Origin of the sequence: Vallitalea longa (assembly GCF_027923465.1) — a bacterium.
GTDB lineage: Bacteria > Bacillota > Clostridia > Lachnospirales > Vallitaleaceae > Vallitalea > Vallitalea longa.
Genome location: NZ_BRLB01000014.1, coordinates 18,246 through 42,479, shown reverse-complemented (window position 1 = coordinate 42,479; position 24,234 = coordinate 18,246). Strand labels below are relative to the sequence as shown.

The window sequence follows — 24,234 nt, the reverse complement described above, 5'->3', positions numbered from 1 at the left end:
TCATCAATAGTGAATATTTTTACATTTAGCTATTGAATAATTATTAATTATAATGTATAATTATAAAAAATTGATTAATAAATAAAGTATAGGAGGCAATTAAAATGAATAATATAAATGAAAACAAGAAAAAAGTTGTATTAGCATATTCAGGTGGATTAGATACAACAGTTATTATACATTGGTTAAAACAAAACTATGACTATGAGGTAATCGCTGTTTGTGTTGATGTAGGGCAAGGGAAAGAACTAGATGGACTAGAAGAAAGAGCATTATCATCTGGAGCTAGTAAATTATACATAGAAAATGTTGTTGAAGATTTTGTTGATGAATATGTAATTGAAACTGTAAAATCAGGTGCCATATACGAAGGTAAATATTTACTAGGAACTTCAATGGCTAGACCTATCATTTCCAAGAAGTTAGTTGAAATAGCTCTAAAAGAAGGTGCTGAAGCAATATGTCATGGTGCTACTGGAAAAGGTAATGACCAAGTTCGTTTTGAACTATCAATCAAAGCACTTGCTCCTCAATTAAAGATAATTGCTCCTTGGAGAATATGGGATATAAGTTCTCGTGAAGATGCACTTGATTACTGTGCTAAATATAACCTCGAAGTACCTATGAAAAAGGATAACAGCTACAGTAGAGATCGTAACCTATGGCATATAAGCCATGAAGGACTTGACCTTGAGTTACCTGAAAACGAACCTAATTATGATAGTCTTCTTCAGATGTCAGTAACTCCTGAAAAAGCTCCTGACGAACCAACTTATATTGAAATGGAATTCAATAAAGGTACTCCTGTTAAATTAAACGATGTATCTATGAGTTGTACTAGTATTCTAACTAAACTCAATAAAATAGGTGGAAAAAATGGTATTGGAGTTATTGATATCGTTGAAAATCGTATTGTAGGAATGAAATCAAGAGGAGTATATGAAACACCAGGAGGAACTATTCTATACTATGCTCATAGAGAATTAGAATATTTATGTCTTGACAAACAAACTCTATCTTATAAAGATACTGTTTCAGTTAAATTCGCTGAACTTGTTTATAGTGGAGAATGGTTTACACCACTTCGTGAAGCCTTGTCAGCATTTGTTAATTCTACTCAAGAGACGGTTACAGGAAAAGTCAAACTAAAATTATACAAAGGTAATATAACTCCAGCTGGAGCTGAATCACCTTATTCTCTATATAACGAAAGTATAGCTAGCTTCACTACTGGTGAATTATACAATCATAAAGATGCAGAAGGATTCATTAATTTATTTGGACTTCCACTAAAAGTTAGAGCTATGATGCTTAATAATAATAAGACAAACTAAAACATGACTTTCCAACCATTAATCTAATATAAATATTACAGTGGTCCAATATAAGAGGAGTGAGATAAAATGAAACTTTGGGGCGGACGATTCGAAAAAAATACCAACATTATGGTAGATGATTTTAATTCTTCTATTCGTTTTGATAAAAGATTATATAAGCAAGATATTACAGGTAGTATGGCTCATGTTACGATGCTTGGGAAACAAAATATCATTAAAAAAAATGAAGCTGATATCATAAAAAAAGGACTTGAAGAACTACTTGCAGATATTGAAAACAACAAAATAGCATTTGACATAAAAGCAGAAGATATTCACATGAATATTGAAAAGTTACTCATTGAAAGAATAGGCGAAGTCGCTAAGAAACTGCATACTGGAAGAAGTAGGAACGATCAAGTAACTCTTGATATGAGAATGTATGTAAAAGAAGAAATAATTGAAATCAAGAAAATGATAATTGAGTTAATGAATACTTTACTAGATATAGCCAAAAACAATACTTCTACAATTATGCCAGGCTATACGCATCTCCAAAAAGCTCAGCCTATAACTTTCGCTCATCATGTCATGGCATATTTTGAAATGTTAAAGCGTGATTTAGACAGGCTTATGGATACTTATAAAAGAACTGATTCTCTTCCACTTGGAGCAGGTGCTTTAGCTACTACTACATATCCTCTAGACAGAGAATATGTCGCTGAATTACTGGATTTTGATAAAATATGTCTTAATAGTATTGATGCTGTTTCAGACAGAGATTATTGTATAGAACTTACCAATACTCTAGCTATGTTAATGATGCACTTGAGTAGATTTTCAGAAGAAATCATATTATGGTGTTCTAATGAATTCCAATTCATCGAGCTGGATGATGCTTATAGCACTGGCAGTAGTATAATGCCTCAGAAAAAAAATCCTGACATAGCAGAACTTGTAAGAGGTAAAACCGGTAGAGTCTATGGCTCATTAATAGGGCTTCTGACAACAATGAAATCACTTCCTCTCGCATATAATAAAGATATGCAGGAAGATAAAGAAGCTACCTTTGACGCTATAGATACTGTAAAGATGTGTTTACCTATCTTTACTGATATGCTGAAAACAATCAAAATCAATGCTAAGAAAATGTATCAAGGTGCTGGTGGCGGTTTCACTAACGCTACAGATGCAGCTGATTACTTAGTGAAGAAAGACATACCTTTTAGAGATGCTCATGCAATAATTGGAAAATTGGTCTTGTACTGTGTTAATAATAATAAGTCTCTTGAAGATATGACACTAGATGAATATAAGAACGTTTCTCCTATCTTTGAGAATGATATCTACGAAGCCATTTCATTAGAGACTTGTGTGAACAAAAGAAATGTCATCGGAGGTCCTTCCAAAGATATGATGGAAAAAGTTATTATAATAAATGAAGAATATTTAGCTAATATTATTAATATACTTGATTAGTACTATTTTGAAAGATTCATTCTTTCACCATAGCTAATAAAATATAATTTTTCTCCTTTTAAAAGCTGTCTCATTCATAGAGGCAGCTATTTTTTAGTTCTTTTATGAATAATATATAACATCCTGCTGTGGTTCTCTGTGCCAAAGGTAAAGAATATAATGTCTTATTATAGAATCTAAGTTTTCTTGTTGGTATGTTTTTAACTTTTTTATCTATCCTTATGGCCCTAATAGCATTATATCTTATATATTTTTCTGGTGAACCCAATAGAATTGGAGGTTTATGTGCAATATATTCTTTTACCAAGTCATGAGTATATTTGACATAATTTTCATACTGCCTATGTTCATCCAACAATCTAATCTTAACATGCTGGCTGATAGTAAGATCTTGAATGATATGGACACAAGCTCCAAGATAGAACATGGATTTATCTTTACTACCTTCCTTCCAATATTTTAACGCATTATCATAGTAATCTTTCGTTAATGCTAGAGAATGATTGTTACCGAACAATCCTCTTTCAATATTAGGATTATAAAAATGAGCTATACTTCTGAAATCTTGGTCCGCCCATACTGATCCCGCATTGATATCTTCAATATAAGGTTTCAAGAATTCATAATCATTCTCATATCCATATTGTTTTAATAATTTCAAAGCATGATAGTTATTGAATTTGTGCACTTCACAATCAGTTGTTATTACTAATTTTTTTACAGGATTAATTATTTTTAGAAACCTTCTTAGAAATTTTCCATAATATTTTTCAAATCTTTTTCCCATAGTCAAGTCCTTCTTTATCGTAACTTTATAATAAAATTATTATACCCAAGTATGTAGCTAGGTATTTATTTAATTTAAAATTTAATCATATGATAAAAGTACTCCTAACAAAATACCTAATATGATTGATATGGTTATGGATCTTCCTTTCCATTTAACCATTGACTTAACTATAATCTCACCAGTTGTAACGTACAACATTATTCCACCAGCAATACCTAATGATAAGGAAATACTTTTTTGTGATACGTGGCTTAGTGTTAAACCTATGACAGCACCGATACCCATAGAAAGGCTTACTACACTTACAATTAGTAAAATATATAATAATTTTACTTTGCTTTTTATTAATGGTAATGCAATTATCATTCCCTCTGGTATGTTATGAACCAATATAGCAAACGCGAATCTTAATCCCTCACTACTCGATATACCCATTATTGAACCAATTGCAATCCCTTCTGGTATGTTATGAATCATAAATGCGATTGATAGTAGAATGGCACTTTTTATATATCTATTATCAGTATCTTTTTTCAATTTTTTATTTTTATTGAGAAAATCTTCTAATAATAATACAAATATTATCCCTATAAAAATTCCAATTAATCCTAAGTATAATCCCCCTGTTTCAAAAGCCTTCGGCAATAATTCAAAACATACTATAGATAGCATAAGTCCAGCAGTAAATGCCAACATGACTCCTTCAAATCTTCTACCTCTATTAGATGCTCTGTATATAATAATAACACCTAATGAAAGTCCTACCAGACCAGTCATAAAGCTAATTAAAAAAGATAAACTATTACCCATAAATAATCACCTCTTTTAATGTATATATGACAGAAGTGATGTAAGTATGAATTCAAATAATCGTTAGTACTGTTTTATTTCATATTTATACAATATATGCATATCAATCTACTTTATCTACTTAAATATACAGCATTAACATTATTTAATACACATTTAATTAACCTTTAATATTTCTTTTACTTGCAATTAATGTCTATAGTATAAAATGTCACTATGATGTTGATGAGGAGGAAATATAGTGAAAAAAGGTTTACTGTTATTAGTTACGATGATTGGGGTATATACAACAATACATCATAAGTTAAAAAACAAAAAAATGTCATATTGCCAATCAAGGTAATATGACATTTTTATTTATTATTTTTTTTTATTGATATACCATTCTATAAAAGTTATTATCAAGTATATGATGATAACTGCAATAGCTATAGTCAATATACTTCTATTATTATTAACAGGGCAAACACCATCAGGAAGTTTACTTCTTTCGAAATAAGTTTTTCCCAATGCATATATAGAAATCGCTATAGCAATATAAAATATAATATTGGATAACATATGCAGTTTTCTTTTCATAATCAGCCACCCATCCATATAATTCAACTATCTTACACACTAATCAATTAACCAGCGCTCTAACATTTAATTATTATTATTATAAAGTGAATAAGAAATTATTTTTTCTGTATATTTTAATGTCTCTAAAATATAATTTTTAGTTACATCATCTATAGTTTTCCCTCTTAGTACGATTTTATCAGTAGCTTCAATATCATTCATTAAGTCTTCCAGTTTTTCTATAATTGTCAAACCGTTATTTAATTCAATCATATTAAAATTATTATCATTACCTAACAAATAATCTATTGTAACCTTAAAATAATTAGATAGAGATATTAATGTTTCGTAATCTGGTTGCTTACCCTTTGTTTCATAGCCACCAACTGTAGCTCTAGATACACCTAGATAATCAGCAACCTGTTTCTGTGTCAAGCTGTTAGCTACTCTCATTCTCTTTAAAATTGCACCAAAATCACTCACTGTCCCACCTCTTTTAGGTAATGATAATACGAATGAAGCCTATAGTAAACACAAAGAGTCTATAATGCACATACATTATTGACAAAGTGTCTTTTTGGCTCTATAATATATATTATAACCATTTGCAGTAACTATATTATCAACTATAGAAGGTGAAATGATGTATGCTTTTTTATATGTTCTATCTGGTTTTTGTTTAGGATTTATAGCTTGTTGTATAACACATAGAATAAGCTTCTATATTGGCAAGAGAAGAATATGGAGGAATCTAAGAAATGAATTGCACAGTAAATATGATTCATCAAATCTAATGAAAAGCTATAACATCTATAGGTTAAGAAAAATCAAATAAAAAAATGTTATATTGCCGTTAAGGCAATATAACATTTTTTATTTTTTTTCATCAACATTATATTCAAGTATAATTGCTTCTTTATTAGATTTTTGGCAACCAACTAAGCAAACTATAATCATTAACAATATGAATCTTTTTATTTTCATTTTAACACTCTCCTAATATAAATTTTTATGATTATATTATCATGTTAAAATTTAGTATTTATAAGCCATTATACATTTGAGTACTAATAACAAATAACAGCTATTTCTTTACTTTTCCAATGCATATAATTCTTCCACTTTATCACCCATTGCTTTTATACAGTCATTCACAGCTTCATTATATATCTCCGGTCCTATTTTTTCTAGAATAAATTCCATAAGGAGCATAGCAGCTAGATCTCCTAATTCTTCATCTCTTTCTTCCAAAAAGTACTCTTGACCCTATAATAATAGCCTCTTTTTCTTTTGATAATTTTATCTTTTTACTTACCATATATTCTCTCTCCCTTTTCATTAGTAATACTTATAGTATATATTATAACAGTTGAATCACCAACTGTGTTTATATTTCTTAACAGATATTTTCGTTGCATACACATACTATAATTAACTTTAATTTATTCCTGTATATTTTAATATAGATATCCCTAGTGGTGGTATCTTAATGTGAATGGATTGATCCCTTCCATCCCATTGCATATTTATTGAATTCATACTATCTTGATTTATTATACCACTACCACCATATTTAGTATCATCACTATTAAGAACCTCTCTATAAGTTCCTTTATATGGAACACCAATCCTATGCATAGTTCTTGGAATTGGTGTAAAATTACAAGCAAATATTAATGTATTCTTTTTCTCATTTCCTTTTCTTACGAAAGTAATTATGCTTTCTTCATTATTAGAACAATTGATCCATTCAAATCCTTTCTGTGTAAAATCATCATACCAGAAAGCATTTTCCTCACGATATAAATGGTTTAGGTCTCTAATATATTCTTGTAACCTCTTATGACTATCATACAATAGCAAATGCCAATCGAGACTTTTACTTTCTGACCATTCATCAAATTGAGCAAACTCATTACCCATGAATTGAAGTTTCTTTCCTGGATGACCATACATGAATCCATATAAAACTCTTAAATTAGCAAATTTCTGCCAGTAATCTCCTGGCATCTTATTGATCATAGAACCTTTTCCATGCACAACTTCATCATGTGATAATACGAGGATAAAATTTTCCGTATAAGCATACACCATACTAAAAGTCAAATCATTGTGATGGTATTTTCTGTGTATAGGTTCTTTTTGCATATATCTCAGACAATCGTTCATCCAACCCATATTCCATTTCATACCGAAACCAAGTCCACCAAGATTTGTTGGTCTGGAAACTCCTGTCCATGACGTAGATTCTTCTGCAATCATCATAATTCCCGGATATCTGCTATACACTATAGAATTAAGATGTTTCAGGAATTCTACTGCTTCATAATTTTCTCTTCCACCACCTTGGTTAGGAATCCATTCACCATAATCTTTTCCGTAGTCCAGATATAACATTGATGCGACAGCATCCACTCTAAGCCCGTCAATATGAAATTTATCAAACCAAAATAAAGCATTAGCTATAAGGAAATTACTAACTTCATTTCTGCTGTAATTGAATATCATAGTACCCCAATGTGGATGTTCCCCTCTTTTTGGGTCATCATGTTCGTATAAAGCAGTACCGTCAAATCTAATAAGTCCATGCTCATCTTTAGGAAAGTGAGCTGGCACCCAGTCCAGTATTACGCCTATATTATTATCATGACAACAATCCACTAGATACATGAAATCCTCTACAGTTCCAAACCTGCTAGTGATAGCATAATATCCGATAACTTGATATCCCCATGAAGCATCATAAGGGTGTTCTGATATTGGTAACAGCTCTATATGAGTATAGCCCATGTCTTTTACATATTCAATCAACTGGTCAGATAATTCTCTATAGCTTAAAAATCCATTGTCATCTTTACGTCTCCATGAACCAAGATGAACTTCATATATAGAAATAGGTTTGTCAATAGGATTATCGTTTTTTCTATTTTTCATCCATTCAGAATCATTCCATTTGTATGAATCAACATCAGCTATTACAGAGGCTGTCTTAGGTCTAAGTTCTGAATAATTACCATAAGGGTCACTTTTCTTTAATAAATAGCTTTCTTTTGTTTTTATTTCATATTTATATTTTTCGCCCACAACTAATGATGGGATGAATATTTCATATATTCCCGAATTGCCGAGCTCCCTCATTTGATTGATTCTTCCATCCCAGTGGTTAAAATCACCTATAACACTAACTCTCACAGCATTTGGAGCCCATACAGCAAATCTAACACCTTTTATACTTTCAAGCTCAACGGTATGTGCACCTAACTTATTATATATCTCATAATGATTACCTTGCCCAAAAAGATAGAGATCTACATCACTTATCATTCTATTATCATATCTATATGGATCTTCCATCTCCCATCTATTTCCTTCTTCGTTTACCATAAGTAATTTATAATCAATCTTTTTATTTATGACTATAGTGTAAAAACCTTCTTCATGTATTTTATCCATTTTCACTTTATGATTATTACTTTTATTTACTAAAAATACTTCCTTGGCATATGGCCAAAATACATTAATGTAGTATTTATTTTTGTATTGGTGAATTCCTAGAATATGATGTGGATCTCTATGATCAGAATTAATAAGAATATTCAGTTCATCTATATTTATATAGTCTTTCATGTATACCACCCTATCACTTTTTATATTACCATTAGTTAACCCCATATAGATTACTAATCAAAATTCATTATATGACTGTTTTTATTATTTATACCAATAAATATACTTTTTATAGTATTGACAAAGAATATATTATTGATTCTATTTCAATAACAAAAGGTTTAATTGAATGCGATATATTATCTCAGAATAAATAGCCATATCTACTATAAAATCGTTAAGTGAAAAATATTCGAGATTACACATAATATAACTATAAGCATAATTATTTACTGTTAAAATCCACAAAAAAATAAAGCCAGTAAATGATATTTAATCATTACTGGCTTATACACTTATTTACTGATATCCATTAATATAATCTAACAAATCATTGTTTTTATCTAAGAAAATAGTAGTATCATTTAAGTTCTTGTAGACATCCATTCTTTGAATGAACTTATAGAACTCCAAATCTTTATTAAGAGACTCTTTGTAGATTTTAATTGCTTCTGCATCTCCATCTGCTTTAGTTATTGCTGCTGTTTCAGTTGCTTTAGCAACAATTTCTCTTTTTTGACGATCTGTATTAGCTTTCGCTATTTTATAAGAAGAATCTCCTTCAGCAATAAGTTTCTCGCTTTCCTTTTCTATCTGCATTGTCATTTTACTTTCAATACTTTCAATATTATCTTTAGGGAAAGTTCTTCTATGAACACCTACATCTGTTACATACACACCAAACTCTTTGAGGAATTTTGGATTAAGTTCATCTAATTCTTTAGTTATATAAGACTCAAGTATTTCACTCTCAAAAAATTCATTAAATACTAATTTATTTACTGATTGAATAACAACAGGATAAAGTCTCTGGTCCATAACTGAATTGGCTCCGTTTTCATCAATAACAGATTCATTGAATTTGACAGGGTCCATTATTCTATATTGTGCATACATTTGAATATCTATAAATCTACTATCTTTAGTATTAATCTTTTCTGAACGTGAAGTATAAGTAAGATTCTTTGAATCATATTTCTCTACTGTTTGCAAAAATGGTACTTTAAAATGTAACCCTTTACTTCTTATAACATTAATAGTGGATTGCTTATTATCTAACAAATTCTGTTTAACTTTATCATAATCTTTGTTGCTAATAATAGTAGACTTAATTTCACCAAATTGTTTAATTACAGCTACCTGATCTTCATTAATTATATATGCACTTGAAGATATTAATATTATCCCTACAACCACTAATATCAATGCAACAATATGTTTTTTCTTCATATTCAGCACCCCCTAATTATCTTTAGAACTTGTCTGTTCTTTAGAACTTATTTGCTGTTTAACGACTTCATCATTTTCTAGGTTATAGAATTTATATATATTAGAATCATTGGTAATATCCATTATAATATTATTGTTAGTTATAAATTCTCGCATTGACTCAATATAATATTTTTCTTTTACAATAGAAGGATTAAGCTTATATTCTCCATACAGTGCTTCAAATTCAGCCACTGCAGCTTTAGCATTAGCAATAACTTCTGCTTTATATCCAAAAGCTTCTTGTTCTATTTCTTGTGCTTCTGCTTCAGCTTGAGGAATTACTGTATTATTATATTTTTCAGCTTCTTCTAACTTACTCTTCTTATATTGGTTAGAATTTTCTTTTTGCCTATAAGCTTCTGCTACAGCAGGTAATAGCTCAACATTTTGTGTCTCTACTGCTTTTATTAAAATTCCGGCCTCATAATCTCTTAATTTTTGTTGCAGCTCTGGGAAAATAACATCATCAATTGCTCCTTTATTAGTTCTGGCATCATCTAATGTAAACTTTTGGTAGCTATTTCTAACTACATCTTCAAGAGCTAAACGTAATGTACCTTCCACATCGTCTACTTTAAATAAATAATTTCTTGAATTATCTATTTTATATTGAATAACAAGATTAAGCATTACTAATGATGCATTATTATTGGCTCCATCAACAATAACTCTTCCTTCATCATTTTGAATTGCATATTCTGGATTAGTAGTTTTTGTCCCTTCTTGAGCTGTTTTGAATCCATATTCCATTTTGAATACTTTTTCTGTTGGTACCTTTCTAACTGTATCTGCAATAGGTACTTTTAAATGTATACCTGCAGTGTCAACAACTTGCTCAAACTCTCCAAATCTTAGTATAACTGCTGATTCCCTATTATCTACCATGTAAAAACAATTAGCTAGTAAAATAGCTGCTAAAGCAATTATTACACCTATAGTAATCAACAATTTAGTGTTTTTCTTTATTTTGTTAAATTTAATGTTTATGACGTCGTCTTTATTACTATTAAAGTTATCACTCATAGTTAAACTCCCTCCTTAAAATTGTTATTATTATATCATACTATCAAAAAAATTTTATGAACAAACTGTTAAATATATAAATAAACAATAAATATTGTTAAATTATTAAAGGACTTATTCATAAAATCAAAAGATTATTTTCATTTTTATAACAAAAATAAAAATCAGTACACACAATGTATACTGATTATAACACATAAAAATCCATATGTAATTATTAATTTAATTTATGAATGAATAAGCCACTTCGTAGCTTAGGTTCGAACCATGTTGATTTTGGAGGCATCAATTTGCCTGCATCAGCTATATTTATAAGTTCTTCTATCTTAGTAGGATACATGGAGAATGCTATTTCCATATCGGTATCAGCTCTTCTCTTAAGTTCATCCAGTCCCCTAATTCCCCCAACAAAATCTATTCTTTTATCTACTCTAACATCAGCTATACCAAGTATAGGTTGCAACAGATAATCATAGAGAATAGAGACATCAAGGCTTAAAACAGGATCATTAATTAATCTTAACCCTTCCTTTGCTGTAAGTTTATACCAATCACCATCTACATACATACCGAAACTATATTTTTCAGTTGGTTTGAAAGGTTTTAAGCCAATCTTTTCAACAATAAAATTCTCTTCAACTTCATTAATGAAATCTTCGACACTTAGATTGTTCAAATCCTTAACAACTCTATTATAATCCATTATATATAATTGGTCATCTGGAAATATAACTGACAAGAAATAATTAAATTCTTCATTACCATTATAATTTGGATTATCCTTACGTCTCTTTAGTGCTACCTTAACAGCTGATGCTGCTCTATGATGTCCATCAGCAATATAAAAGCTATCAATCTGTTTAAAATACCCAACCAATGATTCAATGAGATTATCATCTTCTATTACCCAAATTTTATGTCCAATGTTATCATCAGATCTAAAATCATGAACTGGTTCATTATTGATAACAAAATCATTAATAATAGTGTTTATTTTTTCTTTGGATTTGTATGTCAAGAAAATAGGTCCTGTATTAGCATCTAGATAGTCAACATGATTAATCCTATCTTGCTCTTTAACTTCCCTAGTCAATTCATGTTTTTTGATTTTATTATTCAAATAATCATCTACTGATGTACATGTTACGATTCCTAATTGTTTCCTACCATTCATCTCAAGTTGATACAAATACAATAGTGGTTTCTTATCTTGAATAAAATAACCTTTATTAATAAACTCATCAAACTTTTCTCTAGCATGTTCATAAACTTTTTTATCATAGATATCAATATCAGAGTTCAGTTCAACTTCCGCTCTATCTATTCTAAGAAAAGAGTAAGGCTTTCCTTCAACCTCTTTCGTAGCTTCTTGTCTATTATAAACATCATATGGTAACGCAGCTATATCTTCTACATACCTATCAGCAGGTCTGATACCTGGAAATGGTCTGATTACTGCCATTTTCTTCACTCCTAAAATAAAGAACTATAATATAAAAAACAATCACTTCATATATTATAGTTCCTATATTCATTATTTTATAATTCTAATTTCAACTATTCCATTGATTATTTTATGACCCTTACTTTAACGATTCCATCGATAGCTTTTAATTCATCCACAATCTCACTTGTAATCTTGCTTTCTACATCAATCAAAGTATATGCCCAATCTTTTTTGCTTTTATTGATCATATCAATGATGTTAATATTTTTTGATGCCAAAGCAGTTGTAATATTACTAACCATATATGGAATATTTTTATGATTTACTGCGATTCTTGATGTTGCATGACATACTCCCATATTACATTCAGGATAATTGACTGAATTAGTTATATTACCATTTTCAATATAATCTTTTACTTCATTAACCGCCATAACAGCACAATTGATTTCTGATTCAGGTGTTGATGCTCCAAGATGAGGTATGCATATAACATTCTTCATGTTGAGAACTTTATCATATGGGAAATCAGTTATGTATCTAGCGATCTTACCAGATTCTAATGCTTTTTCCAATGAACTATCATCACATAAACCAGCTCTAGAGAAATTGAGTAATCTTACTCCATCTTTCATTAAAGAGATATTTTCATCATTAATCATACCTTTTGTATTATCCATAAGAGGTACATGTATACTGATGTAATCTGAATTCATGAATAAATCATCAAGAGTATCTGATTTTTTGATATTATGATCTAGTTCCCAAGCGGACTCAACTGATATGAATGGATCATATCCTAATACTTTCATACCTAGAGCTTCTGCTGCATTAGCAACCAAAACACCAATAGCACCTAATCCTATTACACCCAAAGTTTTGCCTTTGATTTCAGGTCCAACAAAATTAGACTTACCAGCTTCCACGAGTTTCGGTACTTCATCACCTTTATCCTTTAAAGTCTTAGCCCAATCAATAGCTCCAACAATATTTCTTGATGCTAACAATAGACCTGCCATAACCAATTCTTTGACTGCATTAGCATTAGCACCTGGCGTATTAAATACTACTATACCTTTTTCTGAACATTTATCGATTGGTATATTATTAACACCTGCACCTGCACGTCCAACAGCTTCTAAACTACTAGGCAATTCCATATCATGCATTTTATAGCTTCTTAGCAATATACCGTTAACGTCTTTATCATCAACTATTTCAAATCTGTCACTAAATAATTCAAGGCCTTCTTTTGCAATATTATTGAGAGTCTTAATCTTGTACATTGTATTCAGTCCCTTCCTATTATAATAGATAAAAATTTATTTATTATCATCTTCAAATTTTTTCATAAACTCAACTAATTTCTTAACACCTTCAACAGGCATTGCATTGTAAATACTAGCTCTCATACCACCAACAGTTCTATGGCCTTTTAAGTTAACCATACCTTGTTCTGCTGCTTCTTTTATGAATTTAGCATTAAGTTCATCTGTAGGTAAAACAAATGGAATGTTCATTAATGAACGATCTTCTTTTACTACTGTTCCTTTGAATAATTCACTACTATCAAGATAATCATAGATTAATTTTGATTTCTCTTCATTTCTTTTTTGGATAGCTTTGATTCCACCTATATTTTTAACCCACTCGAAAACCATTCCAGCTACATATATACTGTAGGTTGGAGGTGTGTTAAACATGGAACCTTTATCTGAATGTGTTTTATATTGAAGCATTGTAGGTGTAATGTCCATGCTATCACCAATTAGATCTTCTCTAATAATAACAACTGTAACACCAGCTGGTCCCATATTTTTCTGTGCACCAGCATAAATAACTCCATATTTGCTTACGTCAACTTCTTCAGATAATATATTTGATGACATATCAGCTACGATAGGTACATCTCCAGTATCAGGTAATTCATTGAATTTGGTTCCATAAATTGTATTGTTGGATGTTATATGAAAATAATCTGCATCTTTTGTAAAGCTATCTTTATCAAGTTTTGGAATATATGTAAAAGTTTTGTCTTCTGATGAAGCTACAACATTAACTTCACCATATTTTTTAGCTTCTGCTATAGCCTTCTTAGACCAAGCACCTGTATTGACATAATCTGCTTTTTTGGTACCGTTGAATAGATTAAGTGGTATCATAGCAAATTGTGTTGAAGCTCCGCCTTGTAGAAATAGCACTTTATAATTATCTGGTATATTCATGATTTCCCTAAATGTCTTCTCTGCTGTATCTATGATGTTTTGATATGCTGGGGATCTATGACTCATCTCCATAACTGACATTCCCGTATTATCATAATTAGTCATTTCTTTAGAAGCTTTTTCAAGCACTTCTAAAGGAAGCATAGATGGTCCTGCTGAAAAATTGAAAACTCTGTTCATTTTTTATCACTCCAAATCGAAATTTTTATATGTAACATATTCAACTATTTATTTCATTGTCTTTGCAAGACAAACATCATTGTCTGTCTTCAAACAAAATATTCAAACTATTTCATTTATAATGATATAATATATTCATTAAATAATGTTAATTGTTTGTTAAAAAAATGATAAACTCATAAATCTAATATTTTATAGTTTAATATGTTAATGCACTAAATATAATATATTATAAAAAGCTTAACTAGTCAAGAAAAAATACCTTCACAAAGCTAAAAATTTATGGTATTATAGTAAATTTCTTATTATATAATAATTATTTTTCTGCAATATTATAACTATAACATATTTTTTAATATTTGTTAAATATTTATCAGCTCTTAAAAAACGGCTAACACATTTTTTGACTTTTACTTTTCTAATATCGTTAATATCCATTTGCCTACGACTATCTTGTACTATTTGTTATTTTATGAAATATTTCTCATGCGATAACCCTAACTCTAAAAAGCAAAAAACTTTTCTAAACCAACAGTAATACTGTCTATATTAGAAAAGTTTAATCTGTAACTTCATTAATATACTACTCTAGAAATAAAATCATATAGTATTCGTCGGCATAAGTTCCATCACTGTATTTTAATGCATGTTTTTTAGTTCCATATTTCTCAAAACCAAATTTTTCATACATTGAAATAGCTCTGCTATTTTCAGTAACAACTTCTAGCTCCAGTTGTTCAACACCTTTTTCTTTACACCAATTGATACATTCATTCATCAGTAATCTACCAATACCCTTGCTCCAATATTTTTTTCTAACGGAAATACCCATTGCAGCTCTATGAAGATATCTTTTATTATTTGTAACAATCCCTACTGAGCAATTGGCTACGATTGTACCGTCTATTTCCCCAATAAACAATATATTATTATCAGCATTCATCATACCCTTAATAAATTCTTTTTCTTGCTCCAATGTGAAACAAAATTCACCGGGCTCACGTGCCAAGAATTTTGTTTCATCATCAACTGTCTTTAGTAAGTCAATTAAACCTTGAGCATCATCTTCTGATACATTACGTATAATAAGTTTCTGACCATCTTTCAAGACATTCTCGTTATATACTTCCATAAAATTTCCCCCATTTAAAATGCTATTATTCAACAATTACATCTTCAATAGGTTTTCCTGGTGCAACCATAGGAAAAACTTTGTCATCTTTATCAATAACACAATTAATGATTACAGGTTTTGTTTCATCAATAGCTTTTCTGAAAACATCTTCTACCTGATCTTTATCCGTAATATCATATCCTACAGCTCCCATAGATTCCGCTAACTTAACATAGTCCAAATCTTGATTTAGAGTAGTGAATGAATATCTTTCTCCATAGAATAATGTCTGCCATTGTCTAACCATACCAAGAACTCCATTATTGATGACTAAGACGATTATTTTAATATTGTGTCTAACAGCCGTTAGTAGTTCATTGAAATTCATGCGAAAACTTCCATCACCTGCAATATTTACAACTATCTTATCAGGATTACCTACTTTAGCTCCGATACAAGCTCCAAATCCGTAACCCATAGTTCCAAGACCACCAGAAGTTAAGAACTTTCTAGGTTCTGAAAACTTATAGTATTGTCCAGCCCACATCTGATGCTGACCTACTTCTGTTGTGATAATTGCTTGACCATTAGTGATTTCATCTAATTTTTCAATTGCATATTGAGCACTAAGACAACCTTCAGGATATTTTAGTGGATATTTTTCTTTCAAATACTTTATTTCATTAAGCCAAACAGTATGATTTTGATTCTCTAGATTATCATTTAATTTTTGTAATACTTTCTTGATATCACCTATTACAGAATGATGAGTCAATATATTCTTATTAACTTCTGCTGGATCAACATCTATCTGAAGTACCCTAGCTCCATTGGCAAATTTATCAGGTTTTCCAATTACTCTATCACTAAACCTAGCTCCAACTACTATAAGTAGATCACAAGATGTTACACCTAGATTACTGGCTTTTGAACCATGCATTCCAATCATGCCTGTATATAGTTTATCTGTTGTTGGAAATCCCCCTATTCCCATCAAACTACATGTAACAGGTGCTTGAACTTTATTAGCGAATTCTTCTAATTCTTTAGAGGCTTCTGAAATTATAACTCCTCCACCAGCATAAATATATGGCTTTTGAGAATTATTAATTAACTCTAAAGCTTTTTCAATAGATTCAGTTGTAATATCTTTGGAACATCTTCCTACTTTCTTAGGTTCTTTCTTTTCATATTCCCACATATTCGCTGTTACATCTTTCGGTATATCAATAAGAACTGGACCTGGACGACCTTCTTTAGCTGTATAAAAAGCTTCTCTTATGATATCAGCCAAATCTTTTACATCTTTTACAATATAATTATGTTTCGTAATAGGCATTGTCACTCCAGTTATATCAACTTCTTGAAAACTATCTCTTCCTAATAAAGAGACAGGAACATTACCTGTAATAGCAACCATTGGTACGGAATCCATGTAAGCAGTAGCTATTCCTGTAACTAAATTAGTTGCACCTGGTCCAGAAGTAGCTACAACAACTCCAACTTTACCAGTTGATCTTGCATAGCCATCAGCTGCATGAGATGCACCTTGTTCATGAGATGTAAGAATATGCTTAATACTATCCATATTTTTATATATTTCATCATATATATTCAGAACAGCACCACCTGGATATCCAAATACTGTATCAACATTTTGCTCTTTTAAACATTCAATTACAATCTGCGCTCCTGTTAATTTCACTCTATCATCTCCTTCTTACATCTTCATGTAAATCTTTTATTTATGATTTCTATTTTATTATTCTCAACTTCTCACCCTTTATTTAATTCAGGTAAATAAAGAGTTATAGGTTTGAGTTGGTTATTATTCTAATATTGCTCCTGTACTAGCTGATTTTACTAATTTAGCATATCTAGCTAAGTAACCTTTTTTGATCTTTGGTTCTTTCGGTACGAAAGCTTTTCTTCTTGATTCTAACTCTTCATCAGATACTTTAAGGTTAATTAAACCTTTTTCTATATCAATTTCTATTATATCTTTATCTTTTACAAGTCCTATATTACCACCGTCAGCTGCTTCAGGTGATACATGACCAATAGCCGCTCCTCTAGTTGCTCCGCTGAATCTTCCATCAGTAATGAGTGCTACTTCTTTATCAAGTCCCATACCCGCTAAAGCAGAAGTTGGTGAAAGCATTTCTCTCATACCAGGTCCACCCTTTGGTCCTTCATAACGAATAACTACAACATCACCTTTATTGATTTGTCCATCATAGATAGCTTTTATAGCTTCATCCTCAGAATCAAACACTCTTGCTGGACCTTCATGCTGTAACATTTGTTTAGCTACTGCCGATCTCTTCACAACACAACCGTCTGGAGCAATATTACCTTTTAATACTGCAATACCACCAGTTGTACTGTGTGGATTATCTATAGGTCTTATAACATTATTATCTCTGTTAACAGCTTTTTCTATGTTTTCACCTACTGTTTTACCAGTAGCTGTCAATAAATCTGTATTTAATAGATTCTTCTTAGACAATTCTTTCATTACAGCCTGAACACCACCAGCATTATACAAGTCTTGTATATGATAAGGTCCTGCTGGACTTAACTTACATAAGTTAGGAGTTTTACTGCTTATTTCATTAGCTATATCAAGATTAAGTTCTACTTCCGCTTCATGAGCTATAGCAGGCAGATGCAACATACTATTCGTACTGCATCCTAGAGCCATATCAACTGTCAATGCATTATAAAATGCTTTTTCATTCATGATATCTCTTGGTTTGATATCTTTTTCCAATAAGTTCATGACTGCCATTCCAGCAAGTTTTGCTAATCTTATTCTTTCAGCATACGTTGCTGGTATAGTTCCATTACCAGGAAGTCCAAGTCCTAATACTTCTGTTAAACAATTCATACTGTTGGCAGTAAACATACCTGAACAAGAACCACAACTAGGACATGCATTATTTTCACATTCATATACTTCGTCTTCGCTCATTGAACCTGCTTTGAATGAACCTACTGCTTCAAAAACACTATTAAGGTCAAGGTCTTTTCCTTTTTTATTTATTGACATCATGGCACCACCACTTACTACCACAGTTGGAATATTAAGTCTAGCAGCTGCCATTAACATACCGGGAACAATCTTATCACAGTTAGGAACCATAACAAGCGCATCAAATCCATGTGCCATGGTCATTGCTTCTATTGAATCTGCAATCAACTCTCTTGTTACAAGAGAATAATGCATTCCTACATGTCCCATTGCTATACCATCACATACTCCGATTGCAGGGAAAACAATAGGTGTACCACCGGACATTAATACTCCTGTTTTTGCTGCATCAACTATAGTATCTAGATGTATATGACCTGGAACTATATCATTCTGTGAATTAACTATACCTATTAAGGGTCTCCTTATCTCTTCATCTGTATATCCCATTGCTTTAAATAAAGATCGATGAGGGGCTCTTTCTATACCAGTTTTTACACTATCGCTTCTCATAAAATATCACCCTATCTTCTTATAATTTATTTACTATCAAACTACCCATTTCTTTTGTTCCAACTAATTTCATACCTTTACTCATGATATCACCAGTACGATATCCGTCTTCTAATACTTCTTCAACAGCTTTTTCTATAGATTTCGCTTCGTTTTCTAAATCAAAAGAATATCTAAGCATCATTGCTACAGATAGAATTGTAGCTATTGGATTGGCTTTGTCCATTCCTGCAATATCTGGTGCTGAACCATGAATAGGTTCATACATACCAAGTTTAGAACTTCCTAGACTTGCTGATGGAAGCATTCCGATAGAACCTGTAATCATACTAGCTTCATCAGATAAAATATCTCCGAACATGTTTCCTGTAAGGATAACGTCAAACTGCTTAGGATTGATGACCAACTGCATAGAACCGTTATCTACATATAAATGATTAACTTCAACCTCTGGATAATCTTTTGCCATCTCTTCAACAACTGATCTCCATAATCTTGAATTCTCTAATATGTTAGCTTTATCAATGCTAGTAACTTTTTTGTTACGTTTCATAGCAGTATCAAATCCAACTTTTGCTATTCTCTTTATTTCATCAACACTATACATCATAGTGTCATAGGCTTGTTCTCCTTCTCTACCTCTTTTACCAAAGTAGATACCACCTGTCAATTCTCTAACAACAACAAGATCAAGTCCTCCATCACCAATTATTTCATCTTTTAATGGACATGCGTCTCTTAATTGTTTAAACATAGTCGCTGGTCTAATATTAGCGAATAACTCTAATTCACTTCTAAGTCCTAATAATGCTTTTTCTGGTCTTTCATCTCCTGAAAGATTATCCCACTTAGGTCCACCTACTGCACCTAAAAGTACGGAATCACTTTTCTTACATACATCTATAGTATCTTGTGGCAAAGGTTCTCCTACATTATCTATAGCCACTCCACCTGCTAATACTTCTTTATATTCAAAACTATGTCCGAATTTCTCTCCTACTTTATCAAGAACTAATTTACCTTGTTCAACAATATCTGGTCCGATCCCGTCTCCAGGAATAACTGCTATATTAAAATTCATCTTAAGTTTCCATTCCTTTCATATAAAATGTCTATCTATATAATAATTCTGAAATATATTGTCTCTATCAATTACATAAATTAAATATCACTTACATAAAATTACTCACTTTACCCTGACCCTCTACTTCTTAATATAATTAATTAACCCATCAGCTTTAATTATTTTTTGCATAAATTCTGGGAATGCTTCACCTTGATAAGTTTTATCCTTGGTTACATTAGTTATAACACCTGTATCAAAATCAACCTCAACTTCGTCTCCTGCTTCAATTCCTTTAACAGCCTCATCACATTCAAGAATAGGAAGTCCGATATTAATAGCATTTCTATAGAATATTCTTGCGAAAGTGCTAGCTATTACACAAGATATTCCTGCCGCTTTAATAGATATAGGAGCATGCTCTCTTGAAGAACCGCATCCGAAATTCTTGTTAGCAACCATTATGTCGCCTTCTTTAACATTCTTAACAAAATCTCCATCAATATCTTCCATACAATGCGCCGCTAATTCTTTTGGCTCAGTTGTATTTAGATATCTTGCAGGAATTATTACATCTGTATCTACATTATCGCCGTATTTAAAAACTTTACCTCTAGCCTTCATCTAATCACCTCTACGAATTTTTATTATTACACTCTTTACTATTCACATAATAGATTTTATTTAATTACATATATTTATAAATCTTCTGGTCCTGCAATTTTTCCTAATACAGCTGATGCTGCCGCTACAACAGGACTCGCAAGATATACTTCTGATTCAACATGACCCATTCTACCAACGAAGTTTCTGTTAGTTGTAGCCACTGCTCTTTCACCTTTTGCAAGAATACCCATATGACCACCAAGACATGGTCCACAAGTTGGAGTACTAACTATAGCTCCAGCTTCTATGAATGTTCTGAGTAATCCTTCTTCCATTGCTTGAAGGTATATTGTTTGTGTAGCTGGAAATACAATAGTTCTAACTCCCTTTTTAACTTTTCTACCTTTCAAAAGGCTTGCCGCAGCTCGTAGGTCTTCAATTCTACCATTAGTACATGATCCAATGACAACTTGGTCGATCTTCACATCTCCAACTTCATCAATTGTACGTGTATTATCTGGAAGATGAGGAAAAGCTACTGTAGGTCTAAGTTCATCCAATTTTATTTCATAAACAGCATCATATTCAGCATCTTCATCTGCTACATATACTGTATGTTCTTTAGTTGAATGGTCTTTTACATATTCTAATGTTTTTTCGTCCACTGGGAAGATTCCGTTCTTTCCTCCTGCTTCTATAGCCATGTTAGCCATAGTAAATCTATCGTCCATTGAAAGATAATTAAGCCCATCTCCAACGAATTCCATTGATTTGTATAATGCACCATCTACACCGATTAGACCGATGATGTGTAGGATAACATCTTTTCCACTTACCCATTTGGCTGGTTTACCAGTCAAATTAAATTTCAATGCTGAAGGAACTTTGAACCAACATTTTCCTGTAGCCATTCCTGCAGCCATATCAGTACTTCCGATTCCAGTAGAGAAAGCTCCTAATGCTCCGTAAGTACATGTATGTGAATCTGCACCGATTACAACGTTTCCTGGAACAACTAATCCTTTTTCAGGGATAAGAGCATGTTCAATTCCCATTTCTCCAACTTCAAAATAATTCTCCACTTCTTTATCAAGAGCGAATTCTCTTACACATTTACATTGTTCAGCTGCTTTTATATCTTTATTAGGTGTAAAATGGTCAGGTACTATAGCGACTTTACTTTTATCAAAAACCTTATTTACTCCTATTTTTTTAAATTCATTTATCGCAACTGGTGTTGTTATATCATTTCCAAGTACTAAATCAAGATCAGCCTCAATTAATTGCCCTGCCTTTACTTCTTTTAATCCGGCATGAGCAGCTAATATCTTTTGAGTCATTGTCATTCCCATATATGTGTCCTCCTTTTAATATCTAAACTAATTCTGTTCTAATTATTATTTGTTTAATGTTCCTATGTTATAACTCTTTATTAATTATTTTTATATATAAGCTTTCATTTTATTGGTAAGCTCTCTCAGTAATTTGACTTCTATCGAATCTATAAGAGCTATTAAACTTGCATTAATAATGTCTGTTGAAACACCAACTGTAGACCATTGATGTACACCATCTGTAGAAGTGATAAGAACTCTAACTTTTGCGGCAGTAGCTTCTTTTGTATCAAGTACTCTAACTTTATAATCTGTTAGATGAACTTTTTTAAGCTCTGGATAAAACATTTCTAAAGCTTGTCTAAGAGCTTTATCTAATGCATTTACTGGTCCATCACCTTCAGCAGCTACCATTTTTATCTTATCATCCACATTAACTTTTACCATTGCAAAAGCAGTTAATTTGCCTGTTTCATTAGGTTTTTCACCGATTGTTTTGAAATTTTCCAATATAAAAAATGGTTTGTATTTGCCTAGATTTTTTCTTATAATTAATTCAAATGTACTTTCTGCACCTTCAAATTGATAACCTTCATGTTCCAACTCTTTTAGTCTATCCATAATCAGCATTGTTTCAGGTGAATCCTTTTTGACGTCAGGAGCAACCTTCTGTATTTTTTTAAGTATAGTACTTCTTCCTGCTACCTCTGACATTAGGAATCTTCTTTCATTTCCAACAATCTCAGGATTAATGTGTTCAAAAGACTTAGATGATTTGTTGACACCGTCAATATGCATACCACCTTTGTGAGTGAAAGCTGCTCTACCTACATAAGGTTCTTTAGCATCTAAGGAAACATTAGCTATTTCAGCTACTTTTCTGGCTACCCCTGTCAATAATTCTAATTTTTCTTTGCTAATGCAATGATAATCTTTTTTTATCTGTAGATTAGCAATTACAGTTGATAGATTAGCATTACCACATCTTTCTCCAAAACCAATATAAGTTCCTTGAACCTGCTTTGCTCCTGCCAGTACTGCCATTACAGTATTAGCAACAGCCATACCACAGTCATTATGGCAATGAATTCCTACTTCTTTTTTACAAGTATCTACAACTGATTTAGTGATTTCGTATATTTCATTAGGCATACAACCGCCATTAGTATCACAGAGAACTATACTGTCCGCTCCACCATCAACAGCTGCTTCTAATGTTTTCATAGCATACTTTTGATTGGCTTTATAACCATCAAAGAAATGTTCAGCATCATACACGACTTCTTTTCCTTTTTCTTTGAAGAATGCTACCGTATCCTTAATCATGTTAAGATTTTCTTCTAATGTAGTATTTATGATATCTTTTACATGAAAATCCCAGCTCTTACCGAAAATAGCAACCACTGGTGAGTCAGCTAGAAGTAGTGATTTTACATTAGCATCATCTTGGACTTTTATATTTCTTCGTCTTGTACTTCCAAAAGCAGTTAATTTAGTGTTATTTAATGCAATTTCTTTGACACGTTTAAAAAATTCCAAATCCTTAGGGTTTGAACCGGGGTTGCCTGCTTCAATGTAGGAAACACCAAGTTCGTCAAGAGCTTTTACAATTTTCAATTTATCCTCTACTGAAAACGATATTCCCTCAGCTTGAGCACCATCTCTAAGGGTAGAATCGTAGATTTTTATATTTTTTTCCAACTGATATTCCCTCCTATATAATAGACAACTTAATGCATATTTCAAATAAATCATCTTAGTACATTTCAACATTTTCATCAAACTTTTTTCGGTATTTATTGTTAGTTTTGTACAATTCTACACTGATTTTTTTTAATAAAAAGGTCGGTTAATAAACCGA

General features: G+C 31.3%; 20 protein-coding genes. 2 read left to right on the top strand and 18 right to left on the bottom strand.

The window, feature by feature from the left end; all coding sequences use genetic code 11:
- Window positions 1-104 precede the first annotated feature (104 nt).
- Together QMG30_RS18200 and argH are read left to right on the top strand one after the other, a co-directional pair.
- Window positions 105-1,334, top strand: coding sequence for an argininosuccinate synthase (locus QMG30_RS18200; RefSeq protein WP_281817848.1), 1,230 nt, complete (start codon window positions 105-107; stop codon window positions 1,332-1,334).
- A gap of 69 nt (window positions 1,335-1,403) precedes the next feature.
- Window positions 1,404-2,795, top strand: a complete 1,392-nt coding sequence (gene argH, locus QMG30_RS18195; RefSeq protein ID WP_281817846.1) for an argininosuccinate lyase — start codon at window positions 1,404-1,406, stop codon at window positions 2,793-2,795.
- 70 nt (window positions 2,796-2,865) lie between these two features.
- On the opposite strand, the gene QMG30_RS18190 is transcribed toward argH, so the two are convergent.
- The 18 genes from QMG30_RS18190 to cimA form a co-directional block, all read right to left on the bottom strand.
- Entirely contained in the window at window positions 2,866-3,582 is a 717-nt protein-coding gene (locus QMG30_RS18190) for a zinc dependent phospholipase C family protein (RefSeq protein ID WP_281817843.1), read from the bottom strand.
- Window positions 3,583-3,663: 81 nt separating this feature from the next.
- Window positions 3,664-4,395 carry a ZIP family metal transporter gene (locus tag QMG30_RS18185; RefSeq protein WP_281817840.1) on the bottom strand — a complete coding sequence of 244 codons (732 nt, stop codon included), beginning with the start codon at window positions 4,393-4,395 and terminating at the stop codon, window positions 3,664-3,666.
- A gap of 360 nt (window positions 4,396-4,755) precedes the next feature.
- The gene (locus QMG30_RS18180) at window positions 4,756-4,974 is read right to left on the bottom strand and encodes a hypothetical protein (RefSeq protein ID WP_281817838.1); all 219 of its coding nucleotides are present in this window, start codon (window positions 4,972-4,974) and stop codon (window positions 4,756-4,758) included.
- Window positions 4,975-5,040: 66 nt separating this feature from the next.
- Complete coding sequence (locus tag QMG30_RS18175; protein WP_281817836.1) at window positions 5,041-5,439, bottom strand: helix-turn-helix domain-containing protein; 399 nt, start codon at window positions 5,437-5,439, stop codon at window positions 5,041-5,043.
- Window positions 5,440-6,048: 609 nt separating this feature from the next.
- The gene (locus QMG30_RS18170) at window positions 6,049-6,207 is read right to left on the bottom strand and encodes a DUF2164 family protein (protein WP_281817835.1); all 159 of its coding nucleotides are present in this window, start codon (window positions 6,205-6,207) and stop codon (window positions 6,049-6,051) included.
- Window positions 6,208-6,393: 186 nt separating this feature from the next.
- Complete coding sequence (gene glgB, locus QMG30_RS18165; RefSeq protein WP_281817833.1) at window positions 6,394-8,583, bottom strand: 1,4-alpha-glucan branching protein GlgB; 2,190 nt, start codon at window positions 8,581-8,583, stop codon at window positions 6,394-6,396.
- Between the two features lie 339 nt (window positions 8,584-8,922).
- Window positions 8,923-9,852, bottom strand: coding sequence for a protease modulator HflC (hflC, locus tag QMG30_RS18160; RefSeq protein ID WP_281817831.1), 930 nt, complete (start codon window positions 9,850-9,852; stop codon window positions 8,923-8,925).
- Between the two features lie 12 nt (window positions 9,853-9,864).
- Entirely contained in the window at window positions 9,865-10,917 is a 1,053-nt protein-coding gene (locus QMG30_RS18155; RefSeq protein WP_281817829.1) for an SPFH domain-containing protein, read from the bottom strand.
- A gap of 217 nt (window positions 10,918-11,134) precedes the next feature.
- Entirely contained in the window at window positions 11,135-12,379 is a 1,245-nt protein-coding gene (locus tag QMG30_RS18150; RefSeq protein WP_281817826.1) for a DUF1015 domain-containing protein, read from the bottom strand.
- A 107-nt stretch (window positions 12,380-12,486) separates the two neighbouring features.
- Window positions 12,487-13,650 carry a phosphoglycerate dehydrogenase gene (locus QMG30_RS18145; RefSeq protein ID WP_281817823.1) on the bottom strand — a complete coding sequence of 388 codons (1,164 nt, stop codon included), beginning with the start codon at window positions 13,648-13,650 and terminating at the stop codon, window positions 12,487-12,489.
- Window positions 13,651-13,686: 36 nt separating this feature from the next.
- Complete coding sequence (gene serC / locus QMG30_RS18140) at window positions 13,687-14,769, bottom strand: 3-phosphoserine/phosphohydroxythreonine transaminase (RefSeq protein ID WP_281817820.1); 1,083 nt, start codon at window positions 14,767-14,769, stop codon at window positions 13,687-13,689.
- Between the two features lie 583 nt (window positions 14,770-15,352).
- A complete protein-coding gene (locus QMG30_RS18135) occupies window positions 15,353-15,901 on the bottom strand; it encodes a GNAT family N-acetyltransferase (RefSeq protein WP_281817817.1) in 549 nt (182 codons plus the stop codon).
- A 25-nt stretch (window positions 15,902-15,926) separates the two neighbouring features.
- Window positions 15,927-17,588, bottom strand: coding sequence for a biosynthetic-type acetolactate synthase large subunit (gene ilvB / locus QMG30_RS18130; RefSeq protein WP_281817814.1), 1,662 nt, complete (start codon window positions 17,586-17,588; stop codon window positions 15,927-15,929).
- Between the two features lie 123 nt (window positions 17,589-17,711).
- Entirely contained in the window at window positions 17,712-19,370 is a 1,659-nt protein-coding gene (ilvD, locus tag QMG30_RS18125; RefSeq protein ID WP_281817812.1) for a dihydroxy-acid dehydratase, read from the bottom strand.
- A gap of 19 nt (window positions 19,371-19,389) precedes the next feature.
- Window positions 19,390-20,451 (bottom strand): 3-isopropylmalate dehydrogenase, encoded by a 1,062-nt coding sequence (leuB, locus tag QMG30_RS18120; protein ID WP_281817811.1) that lies wholly within the window; start codon window positions 20,449-20,451, stop codon window positions 19,390-19,392.
- A gap of 123 nt (window positions 20,452-20,574) precedes the next feature.
- The gene (gene leuD, locus QMG30_RS18115) at window positions 20,575-21,057 is read right to left on the bottom strand and encodes a 3-isopropylmalate dehydratase small subunit (protein WP_281817809.1); all 483 of its coding nucleotides are present in this window, start codon (window positions 21,055-21,057) and stop codon (window positions 20,575-20,577) included.
- Between the two features lie 74 nt (window positions 21,058-21,131).
- Complete coding sequence (gene leuC, locus QMG30_RS18110; RefSeq protein WP_281817807.1) at window positions 21,132-22,391, bottom strand: 3-isopropylmalate dehydratase large subunit; 1,260 nt, start codon at window positions 22,389-22,391, stop codon at window positions 21,132-21,134.
- Window positions 22,392-22,481: 90 nt separating this feature from the next.
- Window positions 22,482-24,074 carry a citramalate synthase gene (gene cimA / locus QMG30_RS18105; protein ID WP_281817804.1) on the bottom strand — a complete coding sequence of 531 codons (1,593 nt, stop codon included), beginning with the start codon at window positions 24,072-24,074 and terminating at the stop codon, window positions 22,482-22,484.
- Window positions 24,075-24,234: the final 160 nt, after the last annotated feature.

Bases quoted from the DNA above. Each gene is read 5' to 3' on its own strand.
- leuB (WP_281817811.1), bottom strand. From the start codon at position 20,451: ATGAATTTTAATATAGCAGTTATTCCTGGAGACGGGATCGGACCAGAT.
- QMG30_RS18200 (WP_281817848.1), top strand. From the start codon at position 105: ATGAATAATATAAATGAAAACAAGAAAAAAGTTGTATTAGCATATTCA.
- QMG30_RS18155 (WP_281817829.1), bottom strand. From the start codon at position 10,917: ATGAGTGATAACTTTAATAGTAATAAAGACGACGTCATAAACATTAAA.
- QMG30_RS18185 (WP_281817840.1), bottom strand. From the start codon at position 4,395: ATGGGTAATAGTTTATCTTTTTTAATTAGCTTTATGACTGGTCTGGTA.
- QMG30_RS18180 (WP_281817838.1), bottom strand. From the start codon at position 4,974: ATGAAAAGAAAACTGCATATGTTATCCAATATTATATTTTATATTGCT.
- glgB (WP_281817833.1), bottom strand. From the start codon at position 8,583: ATGAAAGACTATATAAATATAGATGAACTGAATATTCTTATTAATTCT.
- QMG30_RS18150 (WP_281817826.1), bottom strand. From the start codon at position 12,379: ATGGCAGTAATCAGACCATTTCCAGGTATCAGACCTGCTGATAGGTAT.
- QMG30_RS18145 (WP_281817823.1), bottom strand. From the start codon at position 13,650: ATGTACAAGATTAAGACTCTCAATAATATTGCAAAAGAAGGCCTTGAA.
- QMG30_RS18135 (WP_281817817.1), bottom strand. From the start codon at position 15,901: ATGGAAGTATATAACGAGAATGTCTTGAAAGATGGTCAGAAACTTATT.
- hflC (WP_281817831.1), bottom strand. From the start codon at position 9,852: ATGAAGAAAAAACATATTGTTGCATTGATATTAGTGGTTGTAGGGATA.
- serC (WP_281817820.1), bottom strand. From the start codon at position 14,769: ATGAACAGAGTTTTCAATTTTTCAGCAGGACCATCTATGCTTCCTTTA.
- ilvD (WP_281817812.1), bottom strand. From the start codon at position 19,370: ATGAGAAGCGATAGTGTAAAAACTGGTATAGAAAGAGCCCCTCATCGA.
- leuD (WP_281817809.1), bottom strand. From the start codon at position 21,057: ATGAAGGCTAGAGGTAAAGTTTTTAAATACGGCGATAATGTAGATACA.
- argH (WP_281817846.1), top strand. From the start codon at position 1,404: ATGAAACTTTGGGGCGGACGATTCGAAAAAAATACCAACATTATGGTA.
- QMG30_RS18190 (WP_281817843.1), bottom strand. From the start codon at position 3,582: ATGGGAAAAAGATTTGAAAAATATTATGGAAAATTTCTAAGAAGGTTT.
- leuC (WP_281817807.1), bottom strand. From the start codon at position 22,391: ATGGGAATGACAATGACTCAAAAGATATTAGCTGCTCATGCCGGATTA.